Origin of the sequence: Paractinoplanes pyxinae, from assembly GCF_026626335.1 — a bacterium.
Classification (GTDB): Bacteria; Actinomycetota; Actinomycetes; order Mycobacteriales; family Micromonosporaceae; genus Actinoplanes; species Actinoplanes pyxinae.
Genome location: NZ_JAPNTZ010000012.1, coordinates 23848 through 45418 on the forward strand (window position 1 = coordinate 23848; position 21571 = coordinate 45418).

22 protein-coding genes are annotated in these 21571 nt (G+C 68.7%); 12 read left to right on the plus strand and 10 right to left on the minus strand.

Annotated features, from left to right (window positions below):
• Positions 1-5 precede the first annotated feature (5 nt).
• Complete coding sequence (locus OWR29_RS31025; RefSeq protein WP_267566928.1) at positions 6-707, minus strand: response regulator; 702 nt, start codon at positions 705-707, stop codon at positions 6-8.
• On the minus strand, positions 704-1807 hold the full coding sequence (locus OWR29_RS31030) for a sensor histidine kinase (RefSeq protein ID WP_267566929.1): 1104 nt from the start codon (positions 1805-1807) through the stop codon (positions 704-706). The genes OWR29_RS31025 and OWR29_RS31030 overlap by 4 nt, the downstream gene beginning before the upstream one ends.
• A gap of 160 nt (positions 1808-1967) precedes the next feature.
• Here OWR29_RS31030 and OWR29_RS31035 point away from each other — a divergent pair, with 160 nt between their 5' ends.
• Positions 1968-3170, plus strand: a complete 1203-nt coding sequence (locus OWR29_RS31035; RefSeq protein WP_267566930.1) for a hypothetical protein — start codon at positions 1968-1970, stop codon at positions 3168-3170.
• A 43-nt stretch (positions 3171-3213) separates the two neighbouring features.
• Positions 3214-5136 carry a hypothetical protein gene (locus OWR29_RS31040; protein WP_267566931.1) on the plus strand — a complete coding sequence of 641 codons (1923 nt, stop codon included), beginning with the start codon at positions 3214-3216 and terminating at the stop codon, positions 5134-5136.
• On the opposite strand, the gene OWR29_RS31045 is transcribed toward OWR29_RS31040, so the two are convergent.
• Positions 5133-6134 (minus strand): LacI family DNA-binding transcriptional regulator, encoded by a 1002-nt coding sequence (locus OWR29_RS31045; RefSeq protein ID WP_324291284.1) that lies wholly within the window; start codon positions 6132-6134, stop codon positions 5133-5135. The genes OWR29_RS31040 and OWR29_RS31045 overlap by 4 nt on opposite strands.
• Positions 6135-6222: 88 nt before the next feature.
• On the opposite strand from OWR29_RS31045, the gene OWR29_RS31050 reads away from it, so the two are divergent.
• The 4 genes from OWR29_RS31050 to OWR29_RS31065 all read left to right on the plus strand — a co-directional run bounded on the left by OWR29_RS31050 (position 6223) and on the right by OWR29_RS31065 (position 10787).
• Positions 6223-8091: a glycoside hydrolase family 30 beta sandwich domain-containing protein gene (locus OWR29_RS31050; protein ID WP_267566933.1), complete on the plus strand. Its 1869-nt coding sequence runs from the start codon at positions 6223-6225 to the stop codon at positions 8089-8091.
• 44 nt (positions 8092-8135) lie between these two features.
• On the plus strand, positions 8136-8504 hold the full coding sequence (locus tag OWR29_RS31055; protein WP_267566934.1) for a MerR family transcriptional regulator: 369 nt from the start codon (positions 8136-8138) through the stop codon (positions 8502-8504).
• A gap of 95 nt (positions 8505-8599) precedes the next feature.
• The gene (locus tag OWR29_RS31060; protein WP_267566935.1) at positions 8600-9820 is read left to right on the plus strand and encodes an acyltransferase family protein; all 1221 of its coding nucleotides are present in this window, start codon (positions 8600-8602) and stop codon (positions 9818-9820) included.
• Positions 9807-10787, plus strand: a complete 981-nt coding sequence (locus OWR29_RS31065) for an SGNH hydrolase domain-containing protein (RefSeq protein ID WP_267566936.1) — start codon at positions 9807-9809, stop codon at positions 10785-10787. Before OWR29_RS31060 ends, OWR29_RS31065 begins: the two co-directional genes overlap by 14 nt.
• 12 nt (positions 10788-10799) lie before the next feature.
• Here the strand turns inward: OWR29_RS31065 and OWR29_RS31070 are convergent, their stop codons facing one another.
• The 3 genes from OWR29_RS31070 to OWR29_RS31080 are packed head-to-tail and all read right to left on the minus strand — an operon-like array spanning position 10800 to position 12400.
• Positions 10800-11324, minus strand: a complete 525-nt coding sequence (locus tag OWR29_RS31070) for a DUF3618 domain-containing protein (protein ID WP_267566937.1) — start codon at positions 11322-11324, stop codon at positions 10800-10802.
• Positions 11321-11734: a phage holin family protein gene (locus tag OWR29_RS31075; RefSeq protein WP_267566938.1), complete on the minus strand. Its 414-nt coding sequence runs from the start codon at positions 11732-11734 to the stop codon at positions 11321-11323. The genes OWR29_RS31070 and OWR29_RS31075 overlap by 4 nt, the downstream gene beginning before the upstream one ends.
• Before the next feature lie 51 nt (positions 11735-11785).
• Positions 11786-12400 carry a DNA mismatch repair protein MutL gene (locus tag OWR29_RS31080; RefSeq protein WP_267566939.1) on the minus strand — a complete coding sequence of 205 codons (615 nt, stop codon included), beginning with the start codon at positions 12398-12400 and terminating at the stop codon, positions 11786-11788.
• A 36-nt stretch (positions 12401-12436) separates the two neighbouring features.
• Between OWR29_RS31080 and OWR29_RS31085 the strand changes: the two genes are divergently transcribed.
• From OWR29_RS31085 to OWR29_RS31100, 4 genes are all read left to right on the plus strand, one after another.
• Positions 12437-13123, plus strand: coding sequence for a response regulator transcription factor (locus OWR29_RS31085; protein WP_267566940.1), 687 nt, complete (start codon positions 12437-12439; stop codon positions 13121-13123).
• Positions 13120-14421 (plus strand): HAMP domain-containing protein, encoded by a 1302-nt coding sequence (locus OWR29_RS31090; RefSeq protein WP_267566941.1) that lies wholly within the window; start codon positions 13120-13122, stop codon positions 14419-14421. The genes OWR29_RS31085 and OWR29_RS31090 overlap by 4 nt, the downstream gene beginning before the upstream one ends.
• An 89-nt stretch (positions 14422-14510) precedes the next feature.
• A complete protein-coding gene (locus OWR29_RS31095) occupies positions 14511-15308 on the plus strand; it encodes a lytic polysaccharide monooxygenase (protein ID WP_267566942.1) in 798 nt (265 codons plus the stop codon).
• Positions 15293-15898, plus strand: coding sequence for a DUF305 domain-containing protein (locus OWR29_RS31100; RefSeq protein ID WP_267566943.1), 606 nt, complete (start codon positions 15293-15295; stop codon positions 15896-15898). Before OWR29_RS31095 ends, OWR29_RS31100 begins: the two co-directional genes overlap by 16 nt.
• A gap of 297 nt (positions 15899-16195) precedes the next feature.
• On the opposite strand, the gene OWR29_RS31105 is transcribed toward OWR29_RS31100, so the two are convergent.
• Entirely contained in the window at positions 16196-16660 is a 465-nt protein-coding gene (locus OWR29_RS31105; RefSeq protein ID WP_267566944.1) for a very short patch repair endonuclease, read from the minus strand.
• 107 nt (positions 16661-16767) lie between these two features.
• On the opposite strand from OWR29_RS31105, the gene OWR29_RS31110 reads away from it, so the two are divergent.
• Positions 16768-18009, plus strand: a complete 1242-nt coding sequence (locus OWR29_RS31110) for a DNA cytosine methyltransferase (protein ID WP_267566945.1) — start codon at positions 16768-16770, stop codon at positions 18007-18009.
• Positions 18010-18022: 13 nt separating this feature from the next.
• Here OWR29_RS31110 and OWR29_RS31115 read toward each other — a convergent pair whose 3' ends face one another.
• The gene (locus tag OWR29_RS31115) at positions 18023-18964 is read right to left on the minus strand and encodes a NaeI family type II restriction endonuclease (RefSeq protein WP_267566946.1); all 942 of its coding nucleotides are present in this window, start codon (positions 18962-18964) and stop codon (positions 18023-18025) included.
• A 455-nt stretch (positions 18965-19419) separates the two neighbouring features.
• Between OWR29_RS31115 and OWR29_RS31120 the strand changes: the two genes are divergently transcribed.
• On the plus strand, positions 19420-20259 hold the full coding sequence (locus OWR29_RS31120) for a phosphoribosylaminoimidazolesuccinocarboxamide synthase (RefSeq protein WP_267566947.1): 840 nt from the start codon (positions 19420-19422) through the stop codon (positions 20257-20259).
• A gap of 13 nt (positions 20260-20272) precedes the next feature.
• On the opposite strand, the gene OWR29_RS31125 is transcribed toward OWR29_RS31120, so the two are convergent.
• Positions 20273-20395, minus strand: a complete 123-nt coding sequence (locus OWR29_RS31125; RefSeq protein WP_267566948.1) for a hypothetical protein — start codon at positions 20393-20395, stop codon at positions 20273-20275.
• Between the two features lie 631 nt (positions 20396-21026).
• Entirely contained in the window at positions 21027-21350 is a 324-nt protein-coding gene (locus tag OWR29_RS31130) for a hypothetical protein (protein ID WP_267566949.1), read from the minus strand.
• Positions 21351-21571: the final 221 nt, after the last annotated feature.

Consider the following 21571-nt stretch of genomic DNA (forward strand, 5'->3'; position numbering starts at 1 on the left):
GCCCTTCATCGCCGATTGTTGCTGCTCGCCCCGGGGGACGGGGGTGAAACGGGCGATTGGCCGGCGCGGACGAGGCCCGACTCGTAGGCGAATACCACGGCCTGGACGCGGTCCCGCAGCCCCAGCTTCATCAGCACCCGCGCCACATGCGTCTTCACGGTGGCCTCGCCCACGGCGAGCGCGGCCGCGACCTCGGCGTTCGACTGGCCGCGGGCGACCAGGCGCAGCACCTCGGCTTCGCGCGGGGTGAGCCCGGCCAGTTCGGCCGGCGGCTGCGGGCCGGGCTGACCGGCGAAGGCGGAGATCACCCGCGTGGTGACGGCCGGGTCGAGCAGCGCGTCCCCGGCCGCGACGACCCGGATCGCGGTAATCAGGTGCTCGGGCGAGGACGCCTTCAGCAGGAAGCCGCTGGCGCCCGCGCGCAGGGCCCGGTGCAGGTTCTCGTCGGTGTCGAAGGTCGTCAGCATGATCACCCGAGGCGGGTGCGGGGTGGCCAGCAGGGTGCTCGTCGCGGCCAGGCCGTCCTGACGGGGCATGGCGATGTCCATCAGCACGACGTCGGGCCGCAGCCGCCGGGCCACCGCCACCGCCTCGGCGCCGTCGCCGGCCTCGCCCACCACGGCCATGTCGGGCTCGGTCTCGATCACCATGCGCAGCCCGGCCCGGATCATCTGCTGGTCGTCGGCGATCACCACCGAGATCGTCATCGGAGCACCGCCACCGGCAGCGGAATCCGTGCCCGTACGGCGAAACCGCCCTCCGCCCTCGGCTCGGCGATCAGTTCGCCGCCGAACAGGGTGGCCCTTTCCCGCATCCCGATCAGGCCGTGACCGCCGCCACCCACGACCACCGGCCGGCCGTCGTTGACCACCGCCAGGTGCAGGCCGTCATCCTCGAAGCCGACCGTCACGTCGACCCGGGTCGGGCCGGCGTGCCGCAGCACGTTGGTGAGGGCTTCCTGCACGATCCGGTACGCGGAGAGGTCGATGGCGGGCGGCGCCGGCTGCTTCTGCTGACGCAAAGTCACGGTCAGGCCGGCCTCCCGCACCTGCGTGATCAGTTCGTCGAGGCGGTCGAGTCCGACCGGGGATTGCGCGGTGTCACCGCCTTCGCCGCGTAGCAATCCCAGCGTACGGCGTAATTCGCCCACCGCGTCGCGGCCCGACGACTCGATGCCCCGCAACACCTCGCTGTCGACCGGCAGCCCCGCGTCGAGCCGCCGGCGGACGGCCCCGGCCTGGATCACCATCACCGTCACGCTGTGGGCGACCATGTCGTGCAGTTCGCGCGCGATCCGGACGCGCTCCTCCATCAGCGCCTCACGGGCCTGCTGCTCCCGGACGGTCGCGCCGCGCCGGGCCTGCACGGAGAGCGCCACGCCCAACACGTACGGGGCAATGGGAAAGAACAACGCGGCCATCGGATCGCCGGGGTCATTGGCCAGATAGACGACGAAGGTCGCCATCACCAGGCCGGCCCCGATCAGGCCGCGCCGCTCGACGCCGCGCGGGGGCACCTGGCGGCCCACGGTGTAGATCACGATCATCGTGCCGACCAGCTGCCACAGCCGGAAGTTGACGGTCGCCTCGCCCGCGATGACGGCCGGGCGGTAGAAGGCGGACATCGGCTCGATCACGTGCGGAGCCATGGCCAGCAACGGGACGAACCGGCGGAACAGCACGGTCGCCGCGGACAGGGCCAGCACCAGCGGCCACCAGTGGCCCGGCATGGCGATCAGGTACTCCTCGGTCAGCGCGAAGAGCACGAAGCCGCCGGTCAGCGCCAGGTCGGTGGGTCGCAGCCGCATGCGCCCGACGCTACGGTCCGCGGGCCCGGCGCCGAACCCGTCGCGAGGATGACAGGCCCTCCGCCGCGCGGTGGACCTGCGATCACTCCGCGTGCGGGTTACCGCGGCGGTTCTTCTCCCTACCTTCTGGCGGCACGACAGTTCGACGGTTGGGGGAAAGATGCGCAAGATCGCTGCGGCCAGTCTGGTGCTGGCTCCGCTGGCGCTGGCGGTGTCGACCGGAATCGACCCGGCGCTGGGCGAGGAACAGGGTTACGGGATCTATCGGCAATTCCCGGGGGCGACGCAGTGGCATTCGCTGTTGCTGCACTGGGCGTGGGTGCTGTGTGTGCCGGGCTTCCTCGGATTGCTCACCCTGGTGCGCCGGCGTGGGGCGGTGCTCGCCGGGATCGCCTGGGTGGCGACGATGTACGGGCTGGTCACGTTCTCGGCCCTGATGTCGGCCGACTTCGGGCTGCTCAGCCTCGAACAGCAGGCCGGGCTCACCGACGCGCAACTGGCGGCGTACGACGACCGGATCGGCGCGATGACCTGGGCGGTGTGGGGATGGCAGATCCCGGGGATCGCCGGCTGGGCCATCGCGCTGCTGGTGACGCCGCTGGCCGCGGCCCGGGCCCGGATCATCAACTGGTGGACGGCCGGGCTGGCCGTGGCGGGAACGGTTCTCTATCTGCTGTTCGCGATCTCGCCGGTGCCGCTCTGTCTGGCCGGGCCGGTGGTGCTTCTTGCGGCGTACGCGATGACAGCCCGCCAGATGCTGCGGTTCTCACCCTCCCCGGACGCGCCGGACGTCTTCGGTGCGTTCCGCCGTCAGGCCGGGCGCATCTGCCTGGTCGCGGCGCCGCTGTCGTTCGCCGTGGGCATGGCGACCGTCCCGCTGGCCCAGGCGAGCGCGTTCTTCCTGCACCTGGCGTGGGTTCTGTTCATCCCGGCCGTGCTCACGGTGGCCTCGAGCGGCGGCCGGTTCACCCGGGTGGCCGCCGTGCTCGCGGTGTTCGGCCTGATCAACTTCAGCGCGCTGATGTTCGGCGACTACCTCGACCTGGCGGCCCGGCAGGCCCTGGGCGACACGGTGGCCGACCGGGCGGCCGAGCTGACCGGCGGGTACGCGACGTTCTCGCTGGGCTGGGTGCTGCCCGGCATGATCCTCACGTTCCTCGGGCTGATTCTGGTCGCGGTCGGGGCGGCGGTCGACGGGCTGGTCCGCTGGTGGGCGCCGGTCATCGTGGTGGCCGGGTTCGCCGGGTTCTTCCTGCTCGGCCTCGGCCCGATCGGGGTGGTCGGACCCCTCGTGCTGGTGGTCGGTTTCGGCCTGATGGCGCTCGCCACGTCCGTGGAGAAGGCCGAGCCAGTGTCGGTTTAGTACCTTCAGGGGAACACCACCACGGCCCCCGGAGTCCCCCGCGATGACGAGCCCCGTACCCGCACCGAGACCGCTCGAGCAACTGGCCACCGAGGGCGAGCGGCTGGGGTGGATCTTCAACGACCGCAACCTGTACCGGCGCAAGTTCATGGAGCCGCCACCGCAGCCCGCGCCCGTGCCGCCCGAGCTGCAGGAAAGGCTCGAGCGGGCCCAGCGCGGCACGGTCAAGCGGGTGCTGATCTCGCTCGGGGCCGGGCTGGGGCTGGCCGTCCTGATCGGGTGCTGCGGCGGCGTGCTGACCCGGGACTCGGACGGCGGCCGGACGCTGGTGCTGTTCCTCTCCGGACTGTTCGCCATCGGCGGCGTCGCGGGGGCGATCCTGGCCGGCCTCATGCCGTCGCTCGCGCGCAAGTCGGTGAACGAGGCCAAGGAGCGGGCCCAGGCCGAGTACGCGACGGCGTACGCGTCCTGGGACAGCCGCCGCCAGTGGCACGACCAGCAGCAACAGCACACCGTGGACGCTTTGCCGGAGTGGTCGGCGGCCAGCCCGTCGCCGGGCACGCGACGGGTCGACATCGTGGGCGGCACGTCGTACGGGTGGGAGGCGGTGCTGACCGTCTTCGGGGGTTCGCTGCTGGCGACGCGGGGCCGGATGGTGCTGGCCGACTTCACCGGCGAGGCCCTGCCCGGCGAGCTGATGCAGCTGGCCCTGGGCACGGGCCGATCCGTACGCGAGGTTGTGCTGCCCGACGACCTGGCCTCGTTCGACCTGGTGGCCGGTCTGGAGCCGGGCGAGCTGGTCGACGGGCTGGTCGAGGCGATGTACGGGGACGTGCCCGGCGGGGGGAACCGGGCCGAGCGGTCGCAGGACGCGCTGCTGCTCAACCAGATCGGCGAGGTTCTGGCGCCGTCGCTGACCACGGCTCGGCTGCTGGCCGGCTTGCGTGTGCTGGCCGGACAAAATGGACTGTTGCCGCCGGATCTGGAGGCCAGGATCCGCTTGATCCGGTCGGACGAGCCGCGCGTACGCCGTATCGAAGCATTTCTCCACCCGCTGGAGTCCATGGGCAGCGCCCCCGCGACCACCCCGCCGGCCGACCTGACCTGCCTGGTCACCGAGGGCGGGGGCGGCCGGGCCCAGCACGAACTGCTCAAAGACCTGCTGGTGCAGTGGCTCGGTCATCAGGTCCGCCACGGCGACGCGCCCATCGGCTCGCTGGTGCTGCTGGGCGCCGACGAGATCGACCACCGCGCCATCGAACGCCTCAGCACCCTGTGCGAGCGCCGCGGCATCCGCCTGGTGCTGTTCTTCTCGCACCTGCGGGCCGAGTCCCTGCAGACCATCGGCGGCGGCGAGGTGGCCCTGATGCGCCTGGGCAACCACCAGGAGGCGGCGCAGGCGGCCGAGTTCGTCGGCCGCGGCCACAAGTTCGTGCTCAGCCAGCTGACCCGCAGCCTGGGCGGCGAGGAAACCCACACCGTGGCCGACACGGTCGGCGAGTCCGAGACGAAGGGCGGCACCAAGGGCGAGCGCGCTTCCCGCCACGGCCTGCGCCGCTACACCAGCACGAACTGGAGCAAGACCCGCAACTGGAGCCAGACCGAGTCCACGGCCGAGGGCACCAACTGGAGCGAGGCCGCGTCGACCCAGCGCGTCTACGAATACGTCCTCGAGCCGCGCGTCCTGCAAGACCTTCCCGAGTACGCGATGATCCTGGTCAAGAGCGAAGGCCGGGGATCGGTGATCCAGGCCGTCGAGGTCGACCCGGCCATCGTCACCCTCCCGCGCGTCTCGATGGCGCCGGTCGCCCAGCAGCCCCTCCCCGACCCCTCCGAGGCAGCCATCCCGGCCACCCGCCATCCCGGCCAGGTCACCGTCTCTCAGCCGCAGCCTTTGGCCGCCCCCGACCAGACCCCGTCGTGGGGCTCCATCACCGACCCACCCCGCCAGCAGCAACGCCCCTAGCGGGGTGCCGGGCCGGTCGAGTCGCGGATTATCAGGTCGGTGGCCAGTTCGACGTGCAGGGCTTCCAGGCGGTGCCGGTCGAGGATGCGTACCAGCAGGCCAACCGCTATGCGGCCCATCTCGGCCAGGGGCTGCCGCACCGTGGTCAGTGCCGGCCGCGTCGCCTGGGCGAGGTCTATGTCGTCGAAGCCGCCGATCGACACGTCCTCGGGCACCCGCAGACCCAACTGCACGGCGGCGGCCAGCGCGCCCGAGGCCACCTTGTCGTTGAAGCAGACCAGCGCGGTCGGGCGGTCTCCCACGCTCAGTAAGCGTTGCGCGGCTTGAAATCCGAAGCGGACGGTCGGCTCGCCGGGTATCGCCAGGCGGGACTCGAGCAGCACGCCGGCGTCGGCCAGCGCGGACACGTGGCCGGCGCGGCGGGCGCTGCTGGCCAGCCAGTTGTCGGGGCCGGCGAGCAGGCCGATGCGGCGGTGGCCGAGCGCCGTCAGGTGGGCGGTGAGGCTGCGCGCGCCGGCGAAGTGGGCGGCCGAGACGGCTGCGATGTCGCGTGGGACCTCTTCGCGGGGGTCGACCACCACCAGCGGGAAGCCGGTTTCCTGCAGTGCCACCAGATCGGCGCCGGGTTCGGGGGGCAGCACGACGATCGCGCCTGCTATCCCGGGGCGGGCCGGGAGCGTTCCCAGTACGGGAGTCTCCTGGGCGGCTTCGCCGGCGTTCAGCACGAGTTGGAGTCCGTGCAGGTCGAGCGTCTCCGCGATCGACGACACGATCAGTCCGAAGTAGTCGGTCAGCAGGTACGGGCAACGCACGAAGACGGCGCCGGCTCGGCTGGGGCGGCGGCGGGGCGCGCGGCCGCCGAGTTCGTCGATGGCCTGCTGGACCAGCTCACGGGTGCCGGGGGCGACGTGTTCCTGGTCGTTGAGCACCCGCGACACGGTGGCGATGGAGACTCCGGCCTGGGCCGCGATGTCCCGGACGGTTGGCCCTTGTCTCATATCCGCAGCATAGACATTGACATGCATCGACCGGCGCGATTACCTACCTGTATCAGAAACGTTTCCGTCTGTTACATGGGAGAGACCCGTGGCCCGCTTCGGAACCGTCCTGGTGGCGATCACCGCCACCGTCCTTGCCGCGCCGCTGCCCGCGGCCGCGCACGAAAGCACAGCCCACGTCTGGATCACCACCCCGGACGGCACTCAGCGCCTGGCCGACGGCGGTCCGGTCGCCTTCAGGAAGACCGGCTCGAGCGCCCCGACGGTGGTCGTCGACCCGAACCGCCGCTTCCAGACCATGGCCGGCTTCGGCGCCTCGATCACCGACTCGTCCGCGTCGGTGCTCTATCGGCTGACCCCGGCCGCGCGCGACGACGTGATGGCGCCGCTGTTCCGGAACGGCTTGAGCTACCTGCGCCAGCCCATCGGCGCCTCCGACTTCACCGACGGACCGGCCTACACGTACGACGATGTCCCGGCCGGCCAGACCGACTTCGCCCTGCGCCGGTTCAGCATCGGGCACGACCGCGCCCAGATTCTGCCGCTGCTGCGCCAGGCCCGCCGGCTCAATCCCGAATTGCGCGTCATGGCCACCCCGTGGAGCCCGCCGGCCTGGATGAAGACCAACGGCTCCCTGGTCGGCGGACGGCTGATCGATTCCCCGGCCGTCTATCGCGCGTACGCCGCCTATCTCGTCAAGTTCGTGCAGGCGTACCGGAAAGAGGGTGTTCCGATCGACACCGTCACCATTCAGAACGAGCCGCAGAACCGGGCCCCCGCCGGCTATCCCGGCATGGATCTGCCGTCGTGGCAGGCGGCCGAGGTGATCGAGCGGCTCGGCCCGATGCTGCGGGCGGCCGGCGAGCGAACCAAGATCCTCGGGTACGACCACAACTGGTCCGAGCATCCGAACGACGCCGCCAACACGCCGCCCGACTCGGTGGCCGACATCGACCACTACCCGCAGGAATTGCTGCAGACGAAGGCGGCTCGTTGGATCAGCGGCACCGCCTACCACTGCTATTACGGTGACCCGAGCGCCATGACCCGGCTGCACAGCGAGTTCCCGTCGAAGGACATCTACTTCACCGAATGCTCGGGCAGCCAGTCGAGCGACCCGGCCAACACGTTCAGCGACACCCTCAAATGGCACGCCCGCAACCTGATCATCGGCAACACCCGGAACTGGGCCAAGACCGTCATCAACTGGAATCTCGCGCTGGACGAGGCCAATGGCCCGCACAACGGCGGCTGCGGCACCTGCACCGGCGTCGTGACAGTCAATAACGACGGCTCGGTGACGCGTAACGCCGAGTTCTACACGCTCGGTCATCTGGCCACATTCGTGAAGCCGGGCGCCGTACGCGTCGCCAGCACCTCATTCGGCACGACCGGCTGGAACGGCCGCGTCATGGACGTCGCATTCGTCAATCCGGACGGCAGCACCGTGCTGGTCGCGCACAACGAGAACGACAATCCGCAGGCCTTTGCCGTGCGCTACGGCGGCCGGACGTTCGAATACACGCTGCCCGGCGGCGCCCTGGCCACCTTTGTCTGGCGTGGACACTCGAACGACCGCCCGATCGCGCCGACCGGCTGGACGGCCACCGCGAGCCCCGAAGCCGACGCCGCCCTGGCCGTCGACGACGATGCGAGCACCCGCTGGACGACGAACGCCGCTCAGCAACCGGGCCAGTTCCTGCAGGCCGACCTGGGCCGCGTTCAAGGCGTCAGGCGAGTCGTCTTCGACACCGGCGCCGACGTCGGTGACTTCCCGCGCGGCTACACGATCACCGCGTCGGCCGACGGCAAGCGCTGGTGGACCGCCAAAGGCTCGTCCACCGACCAGTTCACCGAGGCCGACCTGCGGGGCCGGCCGGTCCGGTACGTCCGGATCACGCTGACCGCTGCGGCCGGGAGCTGGTGGTCCGTGGCCGACGTACGGGCGTACCGCTAGACAGCCGCTAAGCTTGCCCCTGACGTTGACGTTAGGGGCAAGTCATGCGGATCGGCGAGCTGTCGGACAAGGCCGGCGTGAGCGTGCGCGCGCTGCGCTACTACGAGGAGCAGGGCCTGCTGACCGCCGACCGCAGCGCCAGCGGCCAGCGCCATTACGGCGAGCAGGCCGCCGACCGGGTGCAGCTGATCCAGAATCTCTATGCGGCCGGGCTCAGCAGCCGGACGATCGCCGAGGTGCTGCCCTGTGTCGACGCCAAGGTCAACACGCCGGAATCCCGGGCGCTGCTGTCGGCCGAGCGCGACCGCATCGACGCCCAGATCACTCAGCTGACGGCCGCGCGCGACCGGCTCGACGCCGTCATCGCGTTCGCCGCCACCCCGGCCAGCGGCTGCGCGTACCAGACGGCGTAACCGCGCGGGGCCGAACCGCCGAAGCTTTGCCGCAACGTGCTGTTTCACCGGTAAAACCACGTTCGCGGCTTTTCGACCGCTTTAGCGTGTGCGCGATGACTGAGACGACAATCGGCGTACGCCACCCGGCGGCCCCCGCGGCTGCCGGTCCGCCGATCCGCTTCCGGCCGGACATCGAGGGGCTGCGCGCCGTCGCGGTCGTGCTCGTCGTCCTGTTCCACGCGGGCGTGCCCGGCCTGGCCGGCGGCTACATCGGCGTCGACGTCTTCTTCGTCATCTCCGGCTTCCTCATCACCTCGCTGATGCTGCGCGAGATCCGCCGGACCGGCCGCCTGTCGCTGATCGGGTTCTATGCCCGGCGGGCCCGGCGCATCCTTCCGGCGGCCGCGTTGGTGCTGGTGGCAACGCTGCTGGCCAGCTACCAATGGCTCGGCTTCCTGCGCGGCGACGAGATCGCCAGGGACGTCGTCTGGTCGGCCCTGTTCGCCGGGAACTTCCGCTTCGCGGCCGAGGGCGTCGACTACCTGGCTTCGCAGGGTGCGCCCTCGCCGGTGCAGCACTTCTGGTCGCTCGCGGTCGAGGAGCAGTTCTACTTCGTCTGGCCGGCCGCCGTCGTGCTGCTGCTGTGGCTGGGCTTCCGGTGGGCCATCGGCTGGTGGCTGGCCGCCGCGGTGGCCGGGTCGCTCGCGTACTCGATCTGGCAGACCGGCACCTGGGCCTACTTCTCGCCGGCCACCCGCGGGTGGGAGCTCGGCGCCGGATGCCTGCTCGCCCTGGTCGCCACGCGGCTCGACCGGATCCCGTACCGGGTCGCCACGGCGCTGGCCGGCACCGGACTGGCCCTGATCGTGGTGGCCGCCTTCACGTTCGACGCCGCCACGCCGTTCCCGGGGTACGCCGCCGTGCTGCCGGTTCTCGGCGCCACGCTCGTGCTGGCCGGGCGGGGTGATTCGGTGCTCGGCCGGTGGCCGCTGGTGTGGCTGGGCCGGTTGTCGTACTCGTTCTATCTGTGGCACTGGCCGGTGCTGGTCATCGCGGAGCAGGCGTACGGCGGTCCGCTGCCCGCCACGACCCGGGCGCTGCTGGTCGCGGCCTCCCTGGGGCTCGCCGTGATCACGTACGCGTGCCTCGAGAACCCGATCCGGCGCAGCGGGCACCTGCGCCGCTCCCACGTGCTCACCCTGTCCCTGGCCGCCTGGCTCATCGTCGCGCCGCTCGCCGTCGCCCGCTGGCAGACGTCCAGCTCGCCCGGCGCGGGCACCGGAGCCGGCGCCGAGTACCGACCGCGCCTAGGAGAGCCGCATGGCCGGCCTTGACCTTTCCCGTACGTTCCGACTGGCGTCAGTGGCTGTGCTGCTGACCGTGGTCGCCGGCTGCACGGCCGCCGTCCCGCCTGCACCGCGCGTTGTCGCTCCGCCGGCCCCCAAGATCAGCCTGGATGCGGTGCTCGACGCCGTCAGCAAGGCCCCGGCCCGGCGCGTGCTGCCCGCCGACCTCACGCCGTCGCTGGCCACCAGCGCCGAGGACGTCGGCTTCGACAACGAGAAGTGCGAGGCGGCACCGAGGGCGGGCCGGATCGAGCCGTGCGTCTTCGGCGACCGGGCCAGCGCGACCGACGTGGTGCTCTACGGCGACTCGCACGCCGGGATGTGGCTGCCCGCGCTGAGCGAGATCGCCGAGCGGCGCGACTGGCGGGTGCAGTTCTTCGGCAAGCCGGCCTGCCCCACGCTGGCCGTCACCGTGTGGAACCAGCAGGAGCAGCGCCCGTTCGTCGAATGCGACCGGTTCCGCGCGTTCGTGACCGGCCGGATAGCGTCGGTCAAGCCGGAACTACTGATCATCACGAACGAAAGCTTCTCGCAGAAGCGCGGGCCGGGCCGTCTGATCACGCCCGGCGAGTGGCAGGCCGGGCTGGCCGGCACCCTTCGTACGCTGCGGAAGTTCGCCAAGAACGTCGTGGTGCTGGGCGACACCCCGGTGCTCGATCAGAGCGCTCCTGAGTGCCTGGCCGCCCACCGCGACGACATCGCGGCGTGCTCCACCACGCGTACGGCAGCAACCGCACGGACGTGGAACGCGGCCGACGCCGGAGCCGCCGAATCGGCCGGCGCGGGTTACATCCCGGTGCTGCCCTGGCTGTGCACGGCGGTGTGCATGCCGGTCATCGGCAACGTCACCGTCTATCGCAACCGGTTCCACCTGTCGGCCACCTATGCCCGGATGCTGAACGGCGTCCTGGAGGAAGCGCTGGTCAAGCACTTCCCGCAGGACGCCGTTCCCTGATCCTTCGGCCGGTCAGCGCCGACGCCGGCGCACCAGCGCCGTCACCACCGCGGCGCCGGCCACGGCGATCGCCCCGGCCACGGCCAGCGGCATCGGGCGGCGCTCCCGCACCACCCCGTCGGCGTCGGTGCGGCCGACGAACTGGTCCGTCGTGCCGGCCGCGGTCTCGGCCAGGCGGGCCGTGTGCTGCGCGGTCGCCTGCTTGACGTGCGCCAGCCCGTCGGTCGTCGCGTGCTTGACCTGCTCGGTCTTCTCGGCGGCGACCTCTTTCAGCTGCGACGTCTTCTCGGCCGCGGCCTGCTTGACCTGCCCGGTCTTCTCCGCCGCGGCCTGCTTCATCTGCTCGGTCTTCTCGGCCGCGGTTTGTTTCACCTGCTCGGTCTTGGCCGCGGCGGCCGCCTTCTTCTCGGCCACCGCGTTCTTGACCTGCTTCTTCACATCCGCCTTGGCGGCCAGGGCCGACGCCGTGTCGGCGAGCTCGGCCCGGGTCTCGGCGATGTCGGCCTGCACCTCTTCGCGCGACCTCGTGTCACTCATGCTTGCCGTCCCTCCCGGATCGCGGCCTTCACGGTCTCGACGTCGCGCTTGCCGCTGGCCATCGCCTGCTCCGGCTCCGGCGGCACGGCCTGCTTGACCTGGTTCTTGCCGATCAGCGCGGCCACCCCGGCCACGGCGAACAGCAGAACCGTCACGATGAGCGCGGCTGCCCAGACCGGCAGGACCAGCGCCAGCAGCGCTCCGATCGTCACGAACAGGGCGCCCAACCCGTACAGGGCAATGACTCCCGCCCCGCCGAGCAACCCGGCGCCGGCACCGGCGCGCTTGCCCTTTTCGACCATCTCCAGCTTGGCGAGCGTCAGCTCGTCCCGCACCAGCGTCGACACCTGTTCGCTCAGCTGGCTGACCAGCTGGCCAACCGGCTGCTGCTGCTCGGTGTGCGTCGTCATCAGTGAGCTCCCTTCCTCGGGGAGCTCTTTACCCGCCGATTTGTCGGGTAATCAGGATCCGACCTCGCTCACCTGGACGAACGGCCGATCGTTGAACCAGGTGGCGTGGATGATGAAGCTGTGCTGCGGCTCGTTGAAGTAGACCGCCATGTTGTCCGGCGAGTCCTGCACCTTCTGCACCGCCCAGCCGTCGGCCGGGGTCGCGGTCACCAGTGAGACCACCCCGTCCGAGGTCATCTTGATCACCGCCTGACCGCCTTCGACCCGAAATGACCGTACGTATGTCCGGGTGCCGTCGGCGGCGGTGGTCACCGTCCACCCGTCCTCGGTGGTGGTCTTCGGCGGCGTCGTGGCCGTCTCCGCCTTTGTCGGCGCCGGCGGGGTCGGCGTGGTGGCAGCCGGTTCCGAGGACCGCGGCGGCGTGGTGGTCTTCGTGGCTTTTGTCGGCGTCGGCGTCGGCTTCTTCGTCACCGGTGGCTGCGTGGCGGTCGCACTGGGCAACGGCGCGGGAAAGCTCGTCGAATCGGCCGCGGGCAGCTGCGCCAGCGCGGCGTCCTCAGGCGAGGACGTACGCAGCACGGGCAGCAACGCCACCGAGGCCAGCACAATGCTCGTCGCGGTGGCGGCACACCACCCCGCGACCGGCGCCCACCGGGAAGATCGCACGAGGACATCGTCTCATCTGCCCCTATGGTGTACGCCATGGCGATGATCCTGCTGGTCGAGGACGACCGCATCATCACGGCGGCGTTGTCGCGCGCGCTGACCGATGCGGGGCACGTCGTGCGTCCGGTCGGGCGGGCCGCCGAGGCGCTGAAGATCGTCACGGACGAGCGGCCCGACCTGGTCATTCTCGATCTCGGGCTGCCCGACATCGACGGTACGGATGCCCTGCGCATGATGCGGTCGGTGTCCGACGTGCCGGTCATCGTGGCCACCGCGCGGCGCTCCGAGGCCGACATCATCGCCCTGCTCAGCGCGGGCGCCGACGACTACGTGACCAAGCCGTTCTCGGGCGGGCACATCCTGGCTCGCATCTCGGCCGTGCTTCGCCGCTCCCGTGCCACGACCAACGAGGCGCCGAGCGCGATCACCGTGGGTGAACTGGTGATCAGTCCGCGTCAGCGGCGGGCCGAGCTGCGCGGGGAGCCGTTGCAGCTGACCCGGCGCGAGTTCGACGTGCTGGCCTACCTGGCCGAGCGGGTGGGTCAGGTGATCAGCCGGCGCGAGCTGATGAACGAGGTGTGGAACCAGGCCCGCATCGGCGAGGAGCAGACCATCGACGTGCACATCTCGTGGCTGCGGCGCAAGCTCGGCGAGACCGCCGCCCAGCCGCGGTTCCTGCACACCGTACGCGGGGTCGGGGTCATGATGGTCGATCCCCGATGAGATGGACTCTGAACCGGCTGGCGCTCGCCATCACGTCGATGGTCGCGCTCGCCTTTCTGGTGCCCCTGGCCGTGGCAACGCGCCAGATCGCGTACGACCGGGCCGTGAGCGACGCCCGTCAGCAGGCCACCTCGCTGGTCACCGTGCTCGGGGTCGACGCCGATCCGACGCTGCTCACCAATGCGGTAGCCAGCACGACCGCCGGTAGCGAAAGCCGGCTGGCCGTCCACCTGCCGGAGATGGCGGCGATCGGCGTCTCGCACACCTCGGACGCGCAGATCGCGGTGGCGGCCGAGGCCCGCCGGTCGGCCCTGGCTGCGGTCGGCGGCGGAATGGTGTATCTGCAGCCCACGGTGCTCACCGACGGTCGTACGGTGGTGGTTGAGGTCTTTGTGCCCGACGCCGAACTGACCCGTGGTGTGTGGGCGGCCTGGTTCGTGCTCGGCGGCCTGGCCATCGTGCTGGTCGCGGGCTCGACGTTGCTGGCCGACCGGCTCGGCAGCCGCCTGGTGCGAGCCACCCGCGAGCTCTCCGGCTCGGCCCGGCGGCTGGGCAGCGGCGAACTGGACACGCGCGTCACCCCGGACGGGCCCCGCGAGCTGCGCGACGCGGCGAACGCCTTCAACACCATGGCCGACGACCTGAAGAGCCTGCTCGACCGCGAACGGGAACTCGCCGCCGACCTGTCCCACCGATTGCGTACGCCGCTGACCGCGCTCCGGCTGGACGCCGAGGCGATGCCGCCGGGGCCGATCGGCGAACGCATGCGCCAGGCCTGTGACCTGCTCGACGAGGAACTCGAGGCGATCATCAAGGGCGCGCGGCTCGGCGTCCAGGCCCGCGGGCAGGAGACGACCGACCTGGTCGAGGTGCTGGCCGACCGGCTCGCGTTCTGGTCGGTGCTGGCCGAGGACCAGGAAAGGCCGTGGGAGGTCGTCGGCGGCGACGAGCCGGTGCTGGTGGCGGTGCCGCGCAGCGAGCTGATCGGCGTGGTCGACGCGATGCTGGGCAACGTCTTCTCGCACACCCCGGAACGGGTCGCCTTCCGGGTCACCGTGTCGCCGGCCGGGCTGCTGGTCGACGACGCCGGCCCGGGCATCGCCAACCCGTCGCTGTCCGTCCAGCGTGGAGTGAGCGGGGCTGGATCGACCGGGCTGGGACTGGACATCGTGCGTCGCGCGGCCGAGATGGTCGGCGGTCAAATGGTGATCGACCGCAGCCCGCTCGGCGGCGCCCGGGTCGGCATCTATCTGCAGGCCCCGGCTCGTCCGCGGAAGGTCCGCCGTACGGTTTCATGATTGTTTTCGGGCCCTTTAAGGCTCCGTTATGGAAACTCTCCGTAGCTTCTGCGCCGTAACTGCCGCGACGAGACAGTACGGAGAACCACATGCGCAGGAAGATCGCCTACCCCCTGATGGCCCTCGGCATGACAGTGGGCACAACACTGGCGGTCGCCTCACCGGCCCTGGCCCACGGCTACGTGTCGTCGCCGCCGAGCCGTCAGGCGCTGTGCGCGTCGGGTGCCGTCGCCAACTGCGGCCAGATCCAGTTCGAGCCGCAGAGCGTCGAAGGTCCCAAGGGCCTCAAGTCGTGCGACGGCGGCCTGGCCGGCTTCTCGGTGCTGGCCGACGAGTCGCGCAACTGGCCGGCCAAGTCGGTGGGCTCGACGGTCGACTTCAGCTGGGTGCTGACCGCCCGCCACAAGACCTCGACCTGGGAGTACTTCATCGGCGGGACGAAGGTCGCCTCGATCGACGACGGCGGCGCCCAGCCGGCCGCGGTGGTCAACCACAAGATCGACCTGAGCAAGTTCCCGGGGCGGCAGAAGGTGCTGGCCGTCTGGAACATCGCGGACACCGGGAACGCCTTCTACAACTGTGTCGACCTGAACGTCGGCTCCTCGGGCGGCGGTGCCGTGCCGCCTCCGGCCGCTACGACGCCGCCCGCTGTTAGTACGCCGCCCGCTGTCAGTACGCCGCCCACCAAGGCCCCCACCACCACTCCTCCTCCCGCTGCTACGAAGCCGCCGGCGGCCGTCGGTGGTTCCTGGGCCGCGGGTACGACCTACAAGACCGGTGATGTGGTGACCTTCAACGGCAAGAAGTTCCAGTGCCGGCAGGGCCACACGGCGATCAACAGCTGGGAGCCGTCGGTCTACACCCTCGCGCTGTGGCTGCCGCTGTGAAGCGCACCCTGATCGCCGCCGCCCTGGTCGCGCCGTTCCTGCTGGGCGCCTGCGGCACAGCGAAGGAGCCCGCCACCAAGTCGACGATCGCTGCCGAAGCCGTGGCCGAGATCAAGGCGGGCGACGAGCACAACGACACCGACGTGATGTTCCTGCAGATGCTGGCCTACCACCAGAACCAGGGCCTGCAGATGACGTCGACGGCGGTGAAGCGCGCCAAGAGCCCCGAACTGAAGCAGCTCGCCCAGGCCATCCAGGCCACCGAAAAGGACGAGCTGGCCATGATCGAGTCTTGGCTGACCGGCTGGGGCGCCGACACCAAGGTCGACCAGGCCCCCAGCCTCCACGCCGACCACGGCGGCCTCCCCGGCACCGGCGAGGCCGAGATCAAGGCCCTGACCACGGTGAAGGCGGCCGGCTTCGACACCGCGTTCCTCAACCTCTTCCTGGCCCACCAGCACCAGGCCATGGAAATGTCGAAGATCGCCCTGACCGGCGGCAAGAACGAAGAGACCAAAAAGTTCGCCGAGCGCGTGCAGCAGTCCCGCCAGGGCGAGATCCAACAAATGCTGAAGTTGATGAACGGGTAAGTTCGTAGCCCGGAAGGGCGGCCTGGCGGGGCCGCCCTCCGCCGCTACGGCGCTGCAGCGGGCGCGCAGCCGGGGCGGGCACCCCGGCGTTCATACGCCCCGCCCAGCGAAGGTTGGCCCGGTCACCACCCACTCCGCAGGGGCGGTGACCGGGCACCTCTCTTCCCCGGCCCGGATGGGACAGGAACGCCGCAAACCGGTGTTCGCCTGTCGCTCTGGAAGCTGAATCACGTAAGACGGCGCGTGTCGGCTGGTACCGCAGCAGGCTGATGCATGTAGGGTCGTACACATGTTCGGTCAGTCGAGGGCAGCCCGCACTGACGCTATTGCGTCGTTCAGCGCCTCGTGCTCCCAGATTCTGACCACCGACCAGCCCGCGTCCCGCAGCGTGTCATTGACCCGCGCGTCGCGCTCCATGTTGCGCCGCAGCTTCGGAGTCCAGTACCACTCGTTCGTGGTTGGCTGGCGACCATGCTGAGGGCACACGTGCCAGAAACATCCATCGACGAAAACCGCGACCCGGCGTTTCGTGAAGACGATGTCCGGCCGTACCTTGACGTCCTCGAGCCGCAGCAAGAGGTCTTTGCGGTAGCGGTAGCCCAGCGCATGCAAAGCATTACGCAGAACCACTTCAGGTTTAGTGTCCCGGCGCCGGTTCGCCTGCATGTTGCGCGACCGGCCGGCGTTCAACGGCGCCGGATACAAACCTTTCGCGTGCGCGCGTTTGCGCGCCTCTGCAGCGTCATCTTCTGGCACGAGCATCCCACCATCACGCGGCGGCGGCTCCCGGGGCGCCGCACATCAAGTGCAAGTAGTGCAAGATACTCGGCAGCAATCGGCGCTCGCGCCTAGTCCGGTAAGGAGGCCCCGTGGGCAATCTCGAGGTAGTGGAGATCTGTGCAGGTGCCGGCGGGCAGGCGCTGGGCTTGGAGAAGGCGGGGTTCGAACACGCCCTTGCCGTCGAGCTCGACACCAACGCCTGCAACACCCTGCGTGAGAACCGCCCATCCTGGAAGGTGGTTCAGGGCGACGTAGCTAACACCGAGACCTGGGATCCCGCTGCTTATGAGGGTGTAGCCCTGCTCGCTGGCGGCGTACCCTGCCCGCCTTTCACCATCGCGGGGAAGCAATTGGGCGCCACTGACGAGCGAGACCTGTTCGCGTGGGCCGTCGAGCTCGTTCAGGTCGTCAAGCCGAGGGCACTGCTCCTCGAGAACGTCCGTGGTCTAAGTCTTCCCCGCTTCGCTGGCTACCGTCAGCACGTCCTGGACAGGCTCGCAGCATTCGGTTATCAGGCTTCCTGGCAGCTGCTTCAGGCATCCGACTTCGGAGTTCCCCAACTCCGGCCTCGTTTCGTCCTTGTAGCGATGCGAGAGGCGGACGAGGCCGCTCACTTTCACTGGCCGACTCCGGTCGAACGGGTCACCACCGTCGGTGAAGCATTAGGCGAGCTGATGGCATCCGGTGGCTGGGAAGGTGCAGAGGCTTGGGCAGCCGGGGCCGACCGTATCGCCCCCACAATCGTCGGCGGCTCCAAGAAGCATGGTGGCGCCGACCTAGGTCCCACCCGTGCGAAGAGGGCGTGGGCCGAACTCGGAGTCGACGCGCTAGGCGTCGCGGATGCCCCCCCGAGCGCGGGTGACAAGCCCGACCTCCGTCCGAAGCTCACCACAGAGATGGTGGCGCGCATTCAGGGCTGGTCGGACGAGTTCCCTTGGACGTTTACCGGCCGCAAGACGACCCGGTACCGTCAGATCGGCAACGCCTTCCCTCCTCCAGTCGCTGCCGCCGTCGGCGATGCAATCATGGGGGCGTTCAATCTTGAAGGACCACGTGCCGATCAGCGTGACGTCGAGTACGACCCCATCTACAAAGCTCTGCGGGAATCCGGCGAATTCATCCCGGCCGAACGGCTCGGAAAGCTTGCGGGCGTGACAGACGCACCCGAACTGGAGCGCAGAATCAGCCTGCTCAGCCGGGACTTCGACATTGACATCGAGGAAAGCGGTCGCGGCGTCGCTTACCGACTCGGGACCTTCAAGGCTTTTACTGGACAGGCCGAGCACGCCCGGCACGCGCAATTTGAGAAACTTCGTTCTCGGATCAGCTAGTGATCCGGATCATTTAGGAGCTGGCAAGCTTAGGTATGCCAGAGCCGGGTTCGCTCGGCCTGGCACGCCGCCACTCCGTTCCGTCCGAATCGAGGAAGAACGGCTCAGCGTCCTCTGGGTGGGCTCGAACGACTTTTAGGGGAATGAATTCACCCTTCGCCGGTTGCTGAAGCTTCAAAGCCCTGATTACGCGGTCGTAGCGGGCTTCGTTGCCGATGATGATGTAGCCGTCGTTCGCCAGACGCGTCCGTGCGCCGCCGTTCTCCCGCATTCTCTTCGGCCCATCGAGCTGTTTCGCGACTGTGACTACAGTTGTTCTCGACAAAAGAATTCCTTCGAATCGCCGACACAGCTCCAGAATTCTTTTTTGGCCGTCCATCGGACCTTGAAACTTCATGACCTCGTAGGCGTCGCCTGGGCGTTGAAGGAGGGTGTTGGCGGGCAAGGGTGCGTCAACAGCGATGGAGACGCGCGCCTCCTTCCCGGCGTCGTTCAAACTAGCCTTGGAATCGCGGTTCGCTCCTGCGTTCCGTCGCCCAGGCGTGATCCAAACAAGCCAGGCTGACCATACAGATTGGTAGTCATCGGCCGTCGCGATCAGGGCGATGCTTCCTTCGATTTCCGGTCCGATCATCCAGCTGGGTGATGACCCCTTGCGCGAATGAGTGTATTTGGCGTCGACATCCATACCTAGAATTTGATAGTCAGTCTGGTGCCCATCTGCAAGATCGAATTCTTTCTGCAATTCAACCTCGAACAATGATCCAGTGTGTGCCTTCTCAGTCTTACTGAGCTGCGCTAAATGAAAGCGCCCTGTAGTTAGGCCTTCATATGATCGATCGAGCGATCGACGTAGTACATTGCCGATCCGCTCGGTAAGTGCATTGGCACCGCCAGCCCTGCGCTCTAGCTCTTCTTTGACGACCTGCACATCATCGTCGGAGCTAATCTCCATTTTCGGTGAAGTAGTCGGCTTGAGAGGTTGCAACGCTTGGAGGACTTCGAAGCCCTTGGGGACGGGATTTCTCCGGCGTGAGGTGGCCATACGGTATTGAAACATGCGCCGTGCCGGGTACCGCCGCCGTGCTGGCCGGCGGCTCACGTTCGGAGGTCCGGCTCGCCCAGTACTAAGTCGTGCATGCCTTGAATCCCAAGCGCGCTGCTTAGGTGCTCCCGCAACCTAATGTGAATGTGGCGGGTTCAAATTGCCTGAGAGCTGCGGGGCCAGCGCTCAGAAGCTTCATCGACGTCTGGCTAACAGGGCCTGAACTGGGACGCTCTCGCCATCGCCTGCCAACGGAGACCTCCTGTCTGGTGAGTTGTCGCAGTCCACACCCTGAGGCGGTGTCGCGCCTCTTCCTTCGACTTCCGATAGCGTTACCTGGCCAGACCGCTAGCTAAGGGGAGCACGTGGAGCTGTTGCACTCGGGGAAGGTTCGGGAGGTCTACGCGGACGGGCGGGACATCCTGCTTGTGGCGTCCGACCGGATCTCGATCTATGACGTCGTGCTGCCTACGGCTATCCCGGACAAGGGGAAGATCCTCACTCAGCTGTCGCTCTGGTGGTTCGAGCAGCTGGCCGACGTCGTGCCCAACCACGTGATCTCCAGCACCGACGTGCCGGGTGAGTGGGCTGGGCGGGCCGTTCGGTGTGAGCGGCTTGAGATGGTCATGGTGGAGTGCATCGCCCGGGGGTATTTGGCTGGGTCTGGGCTCAAAGAATATGAGCGGGACGGGGCTGTCTCCGGTGTTTCGCTGCCGGGTGGGTTGATCGAAGGGTCGCAGCTGCCGGAGCCGATTTTTACTCCTACCACCAAGGTTCCGCCGGGGGAGGGGCATGACGAGTTCATGACCTACGCCGATGTGGAAGACAAGGTCGGTAAGGATGTGGCCGCGGAACTCCGGCGGATCACGCTCGAGGTTTACAAGCGTGGGCAGCAGGTTGCGGCCAAGAACGGCATCATCATCGCGGACACGAAGATTGAGCTGGGGTTCGCGGCGGACGGGACGCTCACGCTGGGGGACGAGCTGCTCACGCCGGACTCGTCGCGCTTCTGGGCCGCGGACGAGTGGAAGCCGGGTGGGACGCAGCGCTACCTCGACAAGCAGTTCCTGCGGGACTGGTCGTCGTCGCTCACCGACTGGGATCGGACGGCGCCGGGGCCCGAGATTCCGGACGAGGTCGTCGAGGCTACGCGGAACCGGTACGTCGAGGTCTACGAGCGGCTGACCGGCGACACCTGGCGGTAGCGCGCCGGAAAAACTAAGCGGGGTCGGGGTGGGCCGGCTTGCCTCGCGTCGCTACCCACCACGTCGGCTGGGGCTTGGGGCCGTTGCGCTTCTTGTAGAGGCGGATGCCGTAGCCGGTGGCGAACACCGCGAACAAGGCGCCGGTCCAGCCGCCGAAGATGATGCAGACGGGGCCAGGATCCAGAGCGCCACGGCGGCCGTCGTGTAGAGCAGCGGTCGTGGGCGGCCCATGCGATCCATGCGGCGGCAGAACTTCGGGTCGGCTACGCGTAAGTACGTCACCAAGCCGTCGAACTCGGCCTTTTCCTGCGGATCGAGCATGGTGACCACCTCCGTCTGCCGGCCCGCTCGACGGCGGATTGATACCCGGCGTTGCGGACTGATAACCCGACGACAGTGCCACGTCACGCAGCTCACACCCTCGGACAAGACGTCCGACCCGTACGGAGTCCACTCGATCGGTCACGTCGACTGTCCGAACCGGACATTGCGCTTGTGTAGCCCCGCCTCGTATTCGCGCGAGCCGAGGAACTTCCCAGTTGCGCCTTGTCCCTTTAAAGCCCAACAAAACGGACACCGACAAAACCGAAAGGATTAATTCGCGTACGTTGTGTGTCTCATTCGGGAAGGCCGGAGCGCCTTTACGAAGCGTGGTCGGAAGGCGCCGGCCCGAGCAGCTTTAAAACTGCAGTCTCAGTAACAAAAGAAGCTCATGAATAAGTAAAGAGCTTAATCATCGCCCACTCGGGTGAACCCGGAAGAAAGCGTCAGGCCGCAGTGTGCCGCACGGGCAGGCCGGTGGGCGTGTAGACGCCGCGGCCGACGTGACGCCGGTCGACAGCCGGGTCTTCACTGGAGCGGGCGGTCACGTAGGGGGCCGTGAACGTGTCGACCCCGGTGCCGAGGTGGGCGCCGGGGCGGTAGGTGACGGTGACAGCGCGAGGGGAGGCTGCTTCGATGACACCGGCCCGCCAGCCGTCCCGGTAGACCCACACGCGGTCGGAGGGGTGGTAACTGTCGGCGGGGGCCACGTCGGCCGGGTCTCGCTGGGGCGGGGCGATGGTCGGGGTGGACGTCGGTGCCGTGGACATCGAGATGACCCTCCATGATCTCGGGACTCGGTCGTCCGGGTGGCGGGGGAAGCCAAGGTGCCGAACTTTCAGCACGCTGTGTATGCGGACGGTGCGTGTCTGTCAGCTATCATGCTCGCGTACTGAGGCGTTCGCAAGGCCGGATGCACGTGCATCCGCATTGGGCGAACGCCCGGGCGAGTGCTCGGGCTGTTTCGTTGTGGACGATCTCCCCTTTAGGA